Origin of the sequence: Streptomyces silvae, assembly GCF_016745505.1 — a bacterium.
Lineage (GTDB): Bacteria > Actinomycetota > Actinomycetes > Streptomycetales > Streptomycetaceae > Streptomyces > Streptomyces silvae.
Map to the genome: position 1 here is coordinate 23,258 of NZ_JAERUC010000086.1, position 12,716 is coordinate 35,973.

At 71.3% G+C, this 12,716-nt stretch carries 12 protein-coding genes; 3 read left to right on the forward strand and 9 right to left on the reverse strand.

The genetic code is table 11. From position 1 onward, the window contains the following. The 7 genes from JKV81_RS12455 to JKV81_RS12485 form a co-directional block, all read right to left on the reverse strand. Positions 1-918: a carbohydrate ABC transporter permease gene (locus JKV81_RS12455; protein WP_129261955.1), complete on the reverse strand. Its 918-nt coding sequence runs from the start codon at positions 916-918 to the stop codon at positions 1-3. After that, entirely contained in the window at positions 915-1,853 is a 939-nt protein-coding gene (locus tag JKV81_RS12460) for a carbohydrate ABC transporter permease (protein WP_124277070.1), read from the reverse strand. The genes JKV81_RS12455 and JKV81_RS12460 overlap by 4 nt, the downstream gene beginning before the upstream one ends. Positions 1,854-1,999: 146 nt before the next feature. Next, complete coding sequence (gene araD / locus JKV81_RS12465) at positions 2,000-3,739, reverse strand: L-arabinonate dehydratase (RefSeq protein WP_202075874.1); 1,740 nt, start codon at positions 3,737-3,739, stop codon at positions 2,000-2,002. After that, positions 3,736-4,638 carry a dihydrodipicolinate synthase family protein gene (locus JKV81_RS12470; protein WP_202075955.1) on the reverse strand — a complete coding sequence of 301 codons (903 nt, stop codon included), beginning with the start codon at positions 4,636-4,638 and terminating at the stop codon, positions 3,736-3,738. Before JKV81_RS12470 ends, araD begins: the two co-directional genes overlap by 4 nt. Before the next feature lie 50 nt (positions 4,639-4,688). Next, positions 4,689-5,345, reverse strand: a complete 657-nt coding sequence (locus tag JKV81_RS12475; RefSeq protein ID WP_129261959.1) for a GntR family transcriptional regulator — start codon at positions 5,343-5,345, stop codon at positions 4,689-4,691. 241 nt (positions 5,346-5,586) lie between these two features. Next, on the reverse strand, positions 5,587-6,771 hold the full coding sequence (locus JKV81_RS12480) for a hypothetical protein (protein ID WP_202075877.1): 1,185 nt from the start codon (positions 6,769-6,771) through the stop codon (positions 5,587-5,589). Then, positions 6,768-7,727, reverse strand: a complete 960-nt coding sequence (locus tag JKV81_RS12485) for a 5-dehydro-4-deoxyglucarate dehydratase (RefSeq protein ID WP_129261963.1) — start codon at positions 7,725-7,727, stop codon at positions 6,768-6,770. The genes JKV81_RS12480 and JKV81_RS12485 overlap by 4 nt, the downstream gene beginning before the upstream one ends. Positions 7,728-8,096: 369 nt before the next feature. Between JKV81_RS12485 and JKV81_RS12490 the strand changes: the two genes are divergently transcribed. The 3 genes from JKV81_RS12490 (at position 8,097) to JKV81_RS12500 (ending at position 10,507) form a co-directional block, all read left to right on the forward strand. After that, positions 8,097-8,906: an NAD-dependent epimerase/dehydratase family protein gene (locus JKV81_RS12490; protein WP_129261965.1), complete on the forward strand. Its 810-nt coding sequence runs from the start codon at positions 8,097-8,099 to the stop codon at positions 8,904-8,906. A 76-nt stretch (positions 8,907-8,982) separates the two neighbouring features. After that, entirely contained in the window at positions 8,983-9,216 is a 234-nt protein-coding gene (locus tag JKV81_RS12495) for a hypothetical protein (RefSeq protein WP_124277064.1), read from the forward strand. Positions 9,217-9,280: 64 nt separating this feature from the next. After that, positions 9,281-10,507, forward strand: a complete 1,227-nt coding sequence (locus JKV81_RS12500) for a TerD family protein (RefSeq protein ID WP_202075892.1) — start codon at positions 9,281-9,283, stop codon at positions 10,505-10,507. A gap of 123 nt (positions 10,508-10,630) precedes the next feature. Here the strand turns inward: JKV81_RS12500 and JKV81_RS36235 are convergent, their stop codons facing one another. After that, positions 10,631-10,861, reverse strand: coding sequence for a hypothetical protein (locus JKV81_RS36235; protein ID WP_014156926.1), 231 nt, complete (start codon positions 10,859-10,861; stop codon positions 10,631-10,633). Between the two features lie 79 nt (positions 10,862-10,940). Next, a complete protein-coding gene (locus tag JKV81_RS12510; RefSeq protein ID WP_202075894.1) occupies positions 10,941-12,521 on the reverse strand; it encodes a TROVE domain-containing protein in 1,581 nt (526 codons plus the stop codon). Positions 12,522-12,716 lie beyond the last annotated feature (195 nt).

The following is a 12,716-nucleotide window of genomic DNA, read 5'->3' on the forward strand; positions in this document are numbered from 1 at the left end:
TCATCCCTTCACGGCGCCGGCGCTGAAGCCGGTGATGAGCCACTTCTGGATGAAGGCGAAGACGATCACCACGGGCACGGCGGCGATGACACCGCCCGCGGCCAGCGCCCCCAGGTCGACGCTGTCGGCGCCGATCAGGGTGTTGAGGCCGACCGGGATCGTCTGCTTGTCCTGTTCGCTGAGGAACATCAGGGCGAACAGGAAGTGGTTCCAGCTGTGGACGAAGGCGAAGGAGCCGACGGCGATCAGTCCGGGGCGCAGCAGCGGCAGGACGACGGCGCAGAAGGCCTTGAAGCGCGAGCAGCCGTCCACCCAGGCGGCCTCTTCGAGGGAGACCGGCACGTTCTTGATGAACCCGCTGATCAGGATGATCGACAGGGGGAGCTGGAAGACGGTCTCCGCGATGACGACGCTCCCCAGGGAGTTGATCATCTGGAGGTTCTTGAAGATCTCGAAGAGCGGTACGAGCATCAGGGCGCCCGGGATGAACTGCGAGCAGAGCAGCGCCAGCATGAAGGCGCCCTTGATCTTGAAGTCGAACCGGGCCAGGGCGTAGCCGCCGGCCAGCGCGACCAGGGTGGTGGCGATCAGCGTCGCGACGCCGACGATCATGCTGTTCTGGAAGAAGAGGGCGAAGCTGCGCTCGTTCCAGACCTTGGAGAAGTGGTCCCCCGTCATCGGCCAGGGCACCAGCGAGGTGGAGCCGGCGGGCCGTACGGCGAAGAGGAGCATCCAGTAGAACGGGATGAGCGTGAAGAGCAGGTAGATGCCGAGCGGCACGTAGATCTGCCAGCGCGGTACGTCGTCGAAGGCGCGCTCACGCTTGGGGCGGCGGGGTGAGGAGGGCGGCGGGGAGTCGTTCCCCCGGGACGGTCCCGGGGTGTGGGCCCCGTTCTTCTCCACGAGTGCGGCGGTCACTTGTTGTCGCCTCCGAACTTGCTCAGGCGCAGATAGACGATCGAGCAGAAGAGGAGGATCACGAAGGCGACGGTGGTGAGCGCGGAGGCGTATCCGAAGTCGTGGCCCTCGATGCCTGTGTTGGCGACGTAGAGCGGGAGTGTGGTGGTCTCGCCCGCCGGTCCGCCGCCGGTGAGGGTGTAGAGCAGGTCGACGTTGTTGAACTCCCAGACCCCGCGCAGCAGGGTGGCCAGGATGATCGCGTCGCGCAGGTGCGGGAGCGTGATGTGGAAGAACTGCCGCAGCCGGCCGGCCCCGTCCACCGATGCCGCCTCGTAGAGCTCCTTGGAGACGGACTGCAGGTCGGCGAGGATGAGGATGGCGAAGAAGGGCACTCCACGCCAGAGTTCGGAGACGGTGGCCGCCCAGAACACGGTTCCGGTGTCGGAGAGGACCGAGGTGCCGTACTCACCGATCCCGGCGTCCGCGAGGTAGCGGCTGAAGCCGGTCGAGGAGTTGTAGAGCAGGATCCAGATGGTGCTGGTCAGCACCCCGGAGACGGCCCAGGGCGAGAAGACCATGGCGCGGGATATGCCGCGTCCGACGAAGGTCTGGTTGACGATCAGGGCGAGCGCGAGGCCGAGCGCGAGCTGCAGGGTCACCTGGGTGAAGACCCACTGGGCGCTGAAGCCGAGCGTCGGCCAGAACTGCTCGTCCTCGGTGAAGATCCGGGTGAAGTTGTCGAAGCCGGCGAAGCCGTTCCGCCACGGCTTGGTGACGTTGTAGTTCTGCAGGCTGTAGTAGAAGACGCTGACCACCGGATAGGCGATGAAGCCCAGCATCAGCAGGCCGGCCGGCGCGATCAGCAGGTACGGCAGTCGGCGGGGGGTGGCCGAGCGGCGCCTGGACGCCTTCCCCTTGGGGGGCGGTGTGGCCACGGCTGCGGATTGGGCCATGACGCGTCTCCGATCTCTGGGAAGTGCTGGATGTGCTGGATGTGCCGTGCTGTCGATGCGGGTCTTTCGGTGCATGGCGCAAGCGCTTACCGCATGCCGTTCGGTATTCCGGACGGGGCGGTGCGCGGAATTCTGTGCGCCCGGGTTCAGCCCGCGTACGGGTCGGGCACTTCTCCCTGCCGGGCCAGGAACGCGAAGTCGCATCCGGTGTCGGCCTGGGTGATCTGGTCCTGGTAGAGCGCGCCGTAACCGCGTCCGTAGCGGGCGGGCGGCTCGGTCCACGCGGACCTGCGCAGCTCCAGCTCCTCCTCGGACACGTCGAGGTGGAGCAGCCGTGCCTCGACGTCCAGCGTGATCAGGTCGCCGGTGCGGACCAGGGCGAGCGGTCCGCCGACGTAGGACTCGGGTGCGATGTGCAGGACGCAGGCCCCGTAACTGGTGCCGCTCATCCGGGCGTCGGAGAGCCTGACCATGTCGCGTACGCCCTGCTTCAGCAGGTAGTCCGGGATCGGCAGCATGCCGTACTCGGGCATGCCGGGACCGCCCTTGGGGCCGGCGTTGCGGAGCACCAGCACATGGTCCGGGGTGAGGGCCAGGGCCGGGTCGTTGATGGTGCGCTGCATCTCCTTGTAGTCGTCGAAGACGACCGCGGGTCCGGTGTGGCGCAGCAGGTGCGGCTCGGCGGCGATGTGCTTGATGACGGCGCCGTCGGGGCAGAGGTTGCCGCGCAGGACCGCCACCCCGCCCTCCTCGGCCAGCGGGTTGTCGCGCTCCCGGATGACGTCGGCGTCGTGGACGAGCGCCCCGTCGAGCTGTTCGCGCATCGTGGCGTGGGCGACGGTGGGCCGGTCGAGGTGGAGTACGTCGGTGAGCCTGGCCAGGAATCCCGGCAGCCCTCCCGCGAAGTGGAAGTCCTCCATCAGGTACTTCCCGCCGGGCCGGAGGTTGGCGAGGACGGGCACGGTGCGGGCGATCCGGTCGAAGTCGTCCAGGGTGAGCTTCACCCCGGAGCGGCCGGCCATCGCAATGAGGTGGATGACGGCGTTGGTGGACCCGCCGAGCGCGAGGACGGTGGCGACGGCGTCCTCGTAGGCGTCCGCCGTGAGGATCCGCGACAACGTCAGCTGCTGCCACACCAGTTCGACGATCCGGATCCCGGACTGCGCGGCCATCCGGTCGTGACCGGAGTCGACGGCGGGGATGGAGGAAGCGCCCGGCACGGTGACGCCCAGCGCCTCGGCGGCGGCCGTCAGCGTCGAGGCGGTGCCCATCGTCATGCAGTGGCCCGGCGAGCGGGCGAGCCCGTTCTCCAGCTCGGCCATCTCGCAGTCGCCGATGAGGCCGGCCCGCTTGTCGTCCCAGTACTTCCACATGTCCGTGCCAGAGCCCAGGACCTCGTTGCGCCAGTGGCCCGGCAGCATCGGCCCGGCGGGCACGAAGACGGTCGGCAGGTCGACGGAGGCGGCGCCCATCAGCAGCGCGGGCGTGGACTTGTCGCAGCCGCCCAGCAGCACGGCGCCGTCGACGGGGTAGGAGCGCAGCAGCTCCTCCGTCTCCATCGCCAGCATGTTGCGGTAGAGCATCGGGGTCGGCTTCTGGAAGGTCTCCGAGAGCGTGGAGACCGGGAATTCGAGCGGGAAGCCGCCGGCCTGCCAGACGCCCCGCTTGACCGCCTGGGCGCGGTCGCGGAGGTGGACGTGGCAGGGGTTGATGTCGGACCAGGTGTTGAGGATCGCGATGACCGGCTTGCCCAGGTGCTCCTCGGGGAGGTAGCCGAGCTGCCGGGTGCGGGCGCGGTGGCTGAAGGAGCGGAGCCCGTCCGTGCCGTACCACTGGTGGCTGCGCAGCTCCTCGGGGGCGATGCGGTTCCCGCCGGTGCCGGTCATATGGACCACCCGGCGACCAGTCCGGCGACCTCGGCGCGCTGCTCCTCGGGCAGCGCCCGGCTCGGTGCGCGTACGTCGCGGCGGCAGAGCCCGAGCGAGGCCAGGGCCTCCTTGACGACCGTCACGTTGTTGGCGGACTGCCGGTCGGCGCGCAGGTCCTCGAAGCGGCGGATCTGCTCCCAGACCTTCATCGCCGCGAGGTAGTCGCCGGCCCGGAGCGCCTCCAGCATGGCGAGCGAGACACCGGGGGCGACGTTGACCAGCCCGGAGGTGAAGCCGGTGGCGCCGGTCGCGAAGTAGGAGGGGGCGTACAGCTCGGCGAGGCCGGCGACCCAGACGAATCTCTCCAGGCCCGCGTCCCGGGCGAAGGCGCCGAAGCGGGCGGCGTCCTGGACGGCGTACTTCACGCCGATGACGTTGGGGCAGCTGTCGGCGAGCTCGGCGAGGCGCTCGCCGGCGAGCAGCGGGTTACGGACGTACGGGACGACCCCGAGCCCCGGGACGGCCTCGGCGATGGCCCGGTGGTAGTCGACCCAGCCGTCCTGCGAGACGTAGGGGTGGACCGGCTGGTGGACCATCACCATCTCGGCGCCGGCGTCCCTGGCGTGCTCCGCGGCGGCCACGGCGGTCGGCACGTCGTGGCCGACACCCACCAGGACGGTTGCCCGGCCGCGCGCCTCCTCGATGGTCAGCTCGGTGACGGCGCGCCGCTCGTCGGGGGTGAGCGCGTAGAACTCACCGGTGTTGCCGTTCGGGGTGACGATGCGGACACCGCCGTCGAGCAGCCGCCGCAGCAGTACGCGGTGCGCCGGGACGTCGATGCTCCCGTCCTCGGCGAACGGGGTCACCGGGATCGCCACAACGTCTGCGAGGGCCGCCTTCAGCGGGGAGAGGTCCATGCGGACCAGCCTTTCGTCGAGGTGCTGGTGTGTCAGATCCAGCCGGTGGTTCACGCCGTGTCACCCCCGTCTTCGTCGTCGGGGAAGGCGCGGCGCACGAACGATGCGATGTGGTCGTGCAGAGCGGCCGCGGCGGCGGTCGCGTCGTCGGCGAGCGCGAGCCGGAGGATCTCGCGGTGCTCGGCCGCCTCGCGCTCCCAGGACGGGATCGCCGACCAGGCCACGGTCGACACGAGGGCGGCCTGGTCACGGATCTCGTCGAGCATCCGGGCGAGCAGCGGGTTCCCGCAGGGCACGTAGAGGGCCCGGTGGAAGTCCCGGTTGGCGAGCGACCTGTCCGCCTTGTCGATCGCCGAGTCGGCCCGCTCCAGGGCCTCCTGGGCCGCCTCCAGCGAGGCCTTGCGGGTGATGGAGCGGCGCAGCGCCTCGGGCTCCAGGAGCAGGCGTACGTCGTACACCTCGCGGGCCATCGTCGCGTCGACGAGCCGTACGGTGGCGCCCTTGTACTGGCTCATCACCACGAGGCCGGTGCCCGCGAGGGTCTTCAGCGCCTCGCGTACGGGGGTCTTCGACACCCCGAACTGCGCGGCGAGTTCGGTCTCCACGAGCGCTTGCCCCGGTTGCAGCTGTGCGGTGAGGATCGCGTGCTTGATCGCCTCCAGCACGTACTGGGTCCTGGACGGAATCGGGGCGGGCGCAAAGGTCATGGGTGAAGGGCTCTCACATCTCGCGTATCGCGTCTCATATATGACGTACGAAGTACGACGCGATGAAGCTAGAGCCGTGGGAATGTTTCGTCAACGCTTCTGGCAAAAGAAGTTCCGTCGACGCGCGGCCGGGACACGGCGGGGGCCCGCCGCGTCCCGGCCGCCACAGGCCGTGCGGACATGGCGCAGGTCCCCGGCACCGTGCCGGGGACCTGCGCCTACGGGGTGGAAGAGGCCCCGATCAGCCGTCGCGGAGGGCGGAGAGGGCGCCCGCGACCGCGCTCAGGTCCGGTCCCGAGGCCAGGCCCGCGTGGTACAGGCGCAGTTCGGTCGCGCCGAGCGAAACCGCGTGCGCGGCGTCCCGCTCCAGCGTGCCGGGACTGCCGCCCATGCCGCTCACCACGTTGAAGTTGGCCGCCAGCACCCCGGAGAGCCCCGCGAACGGCCCGAGGACGGCCTCGCGCGCCGGGTCGCCGCCGGTGCAGGGCAGCACGACACCGTCCGCCGTGGACAGGATGTGCGCCGGGTCCGTCCCGGCGTTGGCACCGGTGCGGTAGGAGGCGGGGTCGGCGTGCAGCAGGACCTGGAAGCCCGGGTCCTGCGCGGCGGCCCGTACCGCCGCGACGGCCGCGTCCTGGAGGCCCCTGGCGACCTGGACGCGCCACCGCAGGGTGGCGTCGGCGAGCCCGGCGCCGAGCAGCTTCTCCACACCGGCCCAGCCCTGCCCGTCGGAGCCGGACCCGGCCCAGACCGGCTCCAGGGCGCGGCGTACGGCGTCCCGCAGCTCCTCGGGGTCCAGCCCCACGGAGGCGTAGCCGGCCCGGCAGTCGGCGCAGAAGCAGAGGGACATCAGGTACTGCGCCGCGTCCCCGAGGGCGACGCCAGAGGTCTTGTCGTGGGCGTGCAGATGGGCGAAGCCGTACCAGCCGCACGACTCCAGCTCGGTGCCCGCGGTCCCGGGGCGTACGGCCGCCTCCGCCGCCAGGTCCACCAGGTACGCGTGGACGGCGGGCTGCGCGATGCACGGCGCCCAGGGGTAGCGGTCACCGTAGGCGTTGACCACGGAGGTGTCCGGATGCTCGGCCCCCAGGCGGGAGTTGTGCGCGAGGACGACCCAGGAGTGCACCTGGAGACCGGCGTCCGCCAGGGCCTCGGCCGCCTCGGCGTACGGGTCCTCCCCGGCCACCCAGGACTGGGTGTAGGGGCGCAGCTCACGTCCCGCCCAGCGCGTGGCGTCCGGCGGGTAGAGCACCGCCGCGTGCTCGGCCGTCACGATCCGGCGGGCGGGGTGGCGCGGGGTGAGCGCCCGGGTGGAGTGGTAGGCGGCGGCGAGCGTCACCTGCTGGACGCCGAGGCCGGCGAGGCGGGCGGGGGCGTCCGGGTCCCCGACGACGTCCCACGGGTAGAGGAAGGCGGAGGCCTTCACTTCGCCTCCCCCGCCCGGTGCTTCTCCAGCAGGGTGCGGCCGTCCGCGATGATCGCGGCCAGCTCCTCGATGTGCTCGGCCGGCGGCTCGGTGAGCGGGGTGCGCACCGGGCCGACGTCCAGGCCCTCCAGCCGGACGGCCGCCTTCACGAGCGACACCGCGTAGCCGCGGCCCTTGGCCCGCAGTTCGACGAGCGGCCGGTAGAAGTGGTCGAGCAGCGCGTTGACCAGGTCGTCGTCGCCGGAGTCCAGCGCCCGGTAGAAGGCCAGCGCGATGTCGGGGGCGAAGGCGAAGACGGCGGAGGAGTAGAGCGTGACGCCGATGCCGCGGTAGGCGAGCCCGGTGAGCTCGGCGGTGGGCAGGCCGTTGAAGTACAGGAAGTCCTCGCCGGGCCGCCCGGTGCGTACGGCGCTGACGATGCGCTGCATCAGGTCGAGGTCGCCGTAGCCGTCCTTGAGGCCGATGATCCCGGGGGTCCCGGCCAGGGCGACGACGGTCTCCGGGGTGAAGACCGCGTTGTCCCGCTGGTAGACGATCGTCTCCAGGGAGGTGGCGGCGGCGAGGGCGGCGTAGTGGGCCAGCAGCCCCTCCTGGCCGGCGACGACGAGGTAGGGCGGCATGGCGAGGAGCCCGTCCGCGCCCGCGTCCTCGGCGAGCTTCGCGTACTGGATCGCGAGGGCCGTGCCGTAGCCGGCGCCGGCGACCACGGGCACCTGTCCCGCGGTCTCCTCGACGGCGGCCCGGACGACGAGCCGGAACTCCTCCGGGGCCAGGGCGTGGAACTCGCCGGTGCCGCAGCAGGCGAAGACGGCTGCCGCACCGGCGTCCACGCCCTTGCGCACATGCGCGCGGAAGGCATCGAGGTCCACGGCGCCGTCCGGCCCGTAGGCGGTGACGGGGAAGAAGAGCGGCCCGGCGACATCGGTGAGTCGGGCGGCAAGGGGGGCTGAGGTCACGGGCGCTCCCTGAGCAGATTCAGGCGTGCACAATTATGATCGGCGTCCATATTTCTGAACGCTGCCACGCTAAAGCAGCCTCGCGGGGCCGGTCAAGCCACGGGCGTCCGACCCCGGGACGAACCGACCGGCACCGGGAGCCACTTGACGTGGTCCGCCACGACTTCTTAGCGTGTCCACCCATGTGAATGCTGCCCATGGAGTTGACGCCTCGGGTGGTTGTGTGACGTCCGCGTGCCACGCGCACCCCGCTCTCCGCAGGTCCGCCCCACGCACCGCCCCGCACCGCCCCCACGCACCGCAGCACCGCATCACCCCGTCCGCGCACGCCGCGCCCGCGCCCTGCGCCCGCACCGAGGAGATCCCCGTATGCCAGCTCCGCGCACCGTCCTTCTCACCGGCGCCGCCGGCGGCCTCGGCACCCTCATGCGGGGACTGCTCCCCGCGTACGGCTACGACCTCCGGCTCCTCGACCTCACCCCCATCGAGGGCGAACCGGACGCCGTCACCGCCGACCTCGGCGACAAGGCGGCGCTGCGGGAGGCGGTGCGGGGCGTGGACGCGGTCATCCATCTCGCGGGCATCTCCCTCGAAGCGTCGTTCGACAAGATCCTGCACTCCAACATCCAGGGCACCTACAACCTCTACGAGGCGGCGCGCGAGGAGGGTGTCGGGCGCATCGTGTTCGCCTCGTCCAACCACGCCATCGGCTACACCCGGCCGCCGAGCGCCGGCGACCCGCTGATCCCGATCGACACCCCGCGCCGGCCCGACACCTTCTACGGCCTGTCGAAGTCCTTCGGCGAGGACCTCGCCCAGCTCTACTGGGACAAGCACGGCCTGGAGACGGTCTCCGTGCGGATCGGCTCCTGCTTCATGGAGCCGACCTCGGTGCGGATGCTGTCCGTCTGGATGAGCCCCGGCGACGGAGCGCGCCTCTTCCACGCGGCCCTCACCGCCGAGGACGTACGGCACACGGTGGTCTACGGCTCCTCCGACAACACCCGGCTGTGGTGGGACCTGACGACGGCCCGCTCCCTCGGCTACGAACCGCAGGACGACTCCGAGCAGTACGCCGAGAAGCTCGTCGCCGAGCAGGGGGAGCTGGACCCGCACAACCCCGACCACGCGCACCTCGGCGGCCACTTCGTCACGGACCCGCCGATCTGGCCGTACTGAGGACGGGTCCGGGTCCGCGAGGTCCCGGCCGGAAAACCGGGCGACGCGGGGCCCCGGGGCCGGGCACCATACGGCCATGCCGAAGCCTTCCGGATTCACGTACGAGCGACAGGGCGACGCGAGCGTCACCATCACCCACCACGGCCGCGCCGCGGGCACCCTGCGCGGCGGCCGGGCGGAGAAGTTCCTCGCCGAGGTGGAGTCCGGCGACGCCCAGCTCGTCATGGCCCGCTGGACCGGCGCGTACCGGCACGGCAACGAGCGCACCGCCCGCGAACACCCCCGCAACCGGGGCCGGGCCGGGCGCTGAGCCGTACGGATCACGTCCGCGAAGGTAAGGGAACGGCAAAGCCGGGTCGTTCGTTACCCCGTGCATGACCGCAATGACCCCCGGCTCGAACATCCCTCTCTCCGCCGCCCGCGTGGCGGTGGACGTCGCCGCCCCGGTGCGGCTCGACGTCTCGGGCCTGCTGCTCACCGCCGACGGCAAGGTGCGCTCCGACGACGACTTCATCTTCTACAACCAGCCCTCGGGCCCCGGCGTGACCTACCGCTCGGGCGGCGGGTCGGCGCCCGACGCCATCGTGGTGGACACCACGGCGGTCCCCCCGGGCATCGAGAAGATCGTGGTCACGGCGAGCCCCGACGCCGCGGGCCAGACCTTCCAGGGCGTCGAGCCCACCGCCACCGTGCGCAACGCGGACGACGGCAGCGCGCTCGCCACCTTCACCCCGCCGCAGCTGGGCGGCGAGACGGCGCTGGTGGTCATCGAGATCTACCTGCGCAACGGCGCCTGGAAGGCCCGCGCGGTCGGCCAGGGCTATGCGAACGGGCTGGCGGGCATCGCCACGGACTTCGGCGTCTCGGTGGAGGAGCCCGCCGCGGCGGCGCCCGCCCCGGCGGCCGCTCCGGTCGCACCGCCCGTCGCTCCCCCGGCACCGGCGGCCGCTCCCGTGGACCCCCGGATCGCGCCTCCGGCCCCCGCGGCGCCGCCCGCACCGCCCGCACCGCCCGCCGGCTCGGGCAAGATCAATCTCGACAAGGGCCGGATCAGCCTCCAGAAGAACCAGACCGTGTCCCTGGTCAAGGGCGGCAGGCCGCTGCTCTCGCAGGTCAAGATGGGTCTCGGCTGGGAGCCCGCGTTCCGCGGCAAGGACATCGACCTCGACGCCTCGGTGATCGCCTTCGGCCCCAACCGCAACCACCTGGACAGCTGCTACTTCGGCAAGCTCTCCATCCTCAACGGCGCGATCAAGCACTCCGGCGACAACCTCACGGGCGAGGGCGCGGGCGACGACGAGGTGATCGTCGTGGATCTCGGCCGGATCCCCGCCGACGCGACCGGTCTGGTCTTCACGGTCAACTCGTTCACCGGGCAGAAGTTCACCGAGGTCGCCAAGGCCTACTGCCGGCTGATCGACGCGGCCACCGGCGAGGAGCTGGTCCGCTTCGACCTGACGGGCGCGGAGCCGCAGACCGGCGTGATGATGGCCAAGCTGATCAAGCAGTTCTCCGGCGAGTGGGAGATGACCGGCATGGGCGAGTTCGTGAAGTCACGGACCGTCCGCGGCATGGTCAAGCCCGCCGCGAAGGCCCTGTAGCGCCACCGGCCCCGTAGCACTGGGACCCCGGGAACGGCTTCCGGGGCACCCGCGGGTTCTCCCCTCAGGTGCCCCGGATCCGGAGAGTCTCCGGTGGGACGCGGTGCGTGCTCGTTCGCTCTCTCAGAGCTTGGTCAGCTTGGAGTACGGGCTCAGGATCCTCCCCTGTCGCCCCGAGAAGTCGATGAGCACTGCGTCGTTGTCGCCCTCGACAGCGAGGACTCGCCCGAGTCCGAACTGGTCGTGCGACACCCTGTCGCCCACATCGAAGCATTCGACCGGTGGGGCCGCCTGGGCCGGGCGGTTGAAGGGACTGGAAGGCAGGTGACGCCGGGAACCGGCTGACTGTTTCATTACGGTCGAGTATGCGCCCTGTAAGCGCCCGACGCCATGCCCGACCGCTCCGGAGCGGGCAGTAGTGCCGGATTCGTAATCAGCGGTTCCAGGGCCAGTCGGCGCTCCTGCCCGCTTCCAGCAGGGGCACCATGCGGAACGCGGCGTCGGAAAGACCCCCGAAGGTGTGGCGGTTATCGCTTCCGGCCGGCGCGTGCCCGACCCGGTATCCGGCGAGGTTCCAGGTGTAGACGGGCACGGTCGGCGGGACGCCCTCGGTGGCGTCCCCGTAGTAGGTGAACGACGCCTGCTCGTCGGTGACGATCAGCACCCGGTCGTGCCCGCGGTAGTGCCGCTGCACGGCCCGCACGGTGTCGGTGCCGCCCAGATTGCCGAAGCGTTCCAGGATCCTCAGCACGGACTCGCCCCTGCGGTAGGGCACCGCCGAGCTGCTCGTACCGAACTCCACCAGATCGGCGTCGGCGGCCCGCAGCGCCAGGGCGGCGCCGAAGACGGCCGCGGCGTCGGCCCGGTTCAGCTGGGAGCGGTCCGAGAGCGGCGACCACATCGAGCCGGAGCGGTCGACGAGGACCAGGGTGCGGCCGGGCAGCGCGGGAACGTTGCCCAGCGAGTGCCCGAGCGCCTGCTCCAGCGGGTAGGCCCACCGCAGCGACGGGGCGTGCTGATAGGCGGCCAGGTAGCGGAAGGGGAACTGCCGCGAGGCGGCGACGGCCGCCGGGTCGCTGATCCGCGCCGCCACTCCGGCGGCGGCCTCGTCGCCGACACCCGCCTCGTCGAAGTTGCGCAGGTTACGGACGAGCGCCATCGCTCCCATGGACGGGATCACGGCCTCCCAGGCCGCGGCGTCCATCGGCCCCTGGAGCCAGCCCGCCAGGGCCTCCCAGGTCATACCGGCCTCGGCGAGCCGGTCCGCGCCGCCGGGTCCGGTGATCACCGCGCGGCGCTCGGAGACCGGCACCGCCATGAGTTCCCGGTGGGCGGTCAGGGTGCGGTCCGAGCGGGGCGCCACGGCGTCCTCGGGGTGGTGCCTGCGGTCCAGGGCGTACCGGAACAGATCCCCCTGCCAGGGCTTGGCGGGGTCGGGCGCGGCGTGCACCAGGTTGAGGACGTCGCCGAAGCGGTAGCCCTTGGACGCGGTGTCGTACTTCAGCAGCGCCCGGCCGTTGTAGAGCCGGCGTACGGCGTCGGCGATACCGCGCTTGACCGGCTTGGGCACCGCGCGGCCGTACCGCGAGGTCCAGTACCCGAGCAGCTCCCCGGGCTCGTCCGCGCGCAGCAGCACGGAGTCCACGACCTGCCGGTTGGACGGGCCGTCCACCGCGCCGGCGTCGAGGCGCGCCTTCACGTACTCGGCGGCGCCGACGACGGCCGCCGTGCGCATCCGCCCCTCGTCACGCAGCCAGCGCAGCAGGCCCGCCGTCCACTCCGGGTCCTCGACGGCGAGCGTCCGCACGAGCGTCGCGAACCGGGTGTCACGCGCCTCGGAGTCCTCGTGGTGGGTCTCCTGCGACACGAAGTTGGCGACCGCCAGGAGGAAGAGTTCGGAGCGGCTGTCACGGAGATGCCCCACGGCGCCCTGGTGGTTGCGCGCGGTGTCCCCGGTCGACCGCACGGGCGAGGTGACCCGGGGACGGGTGGAGCGGGTGTTGAAGCGTGCCATGTGAATTCCCCCGAATTCATGGGAGAGAGCACAGCGAAGAAGGGGTGCCCGAGATCAGGAATCGGCGACGGTGCTAGTCCGATGCTCTATCCATTTGAGCTACCGACCGGAGCCGGGCGGGACTCGAACCCGCAACCGTCAGATCCGTAGAAGTATCCGTCGCCTGCGCACCGGGCACCCCGGCGCTTGTGCCTC

Bases quoted from the DNA above. Each gene is read 5' to 3' on its own strand.
- JKV81_RS12460 (WP_124277070.1), bottom strand. From the start codon at position 1,853: ATGGCCCAATCCGCAGCCGTGGCCACACCGCCCCCCAAGGGGAAGGCG.
- araD (WP_202075874.1), bottom strand. From the start codon at position 3,739: ATGACCGGCACCGGCGGGAACCGCATCGCCCCCGAGGAGCTGCGCAGC.
- JKV81_RS12470 (WP_202075955.1), bottom strand. From the start codon at position 4,638: ATGGACCTCTCCCCGCTGAAGGCGGCCCTCGCAGACGTTGTGGCGATC.
- JKV81_RS12475 (WP_129261959.1), bottom strand. From the start codon at position 5,345: ATGACCTTTGCGCCCGCCCCGATTCCGTCCAGGACCCAGTACGTGCTG.
- JKV81_RS12490 (WP_129261965.1), top strand. From the start codon at position 8,097: ATGCCAGCTCCGCGCACCGTCCTTCTCACCGGCGCCGCCGGCGGCCTC.
- JKV81_RS12495 (WP_124277064.1), top strand. From the start codon at position 8,983: ATGCCGAAGCCTTCCGGATTCACGTACGAGCGACAGGGCGACGCGAGC.
- JKV81_RS12500 (WP_202075892.1), top strand. From the start codon at position 9,281: ATGACCGCAATGACCCCCGGCTCGAACATCCCTCTCTCCGCCGCCCGC.
- JKV81_RS36235 (WP_014156926.1), bottom strand. From the start codon at position 10,861: ATGAAACAGTCAGCCGGTTCCCGGCGTCACCTGCCTTCCAGTCCCTTC.
- JKV81_RS12510 (WP_202075894.1), bottom strand. From the start codon at position 12,521: ATGGCACGCTTCAACACCCGCTCCACCCGTCCCCGGGTCACCTCGCCC.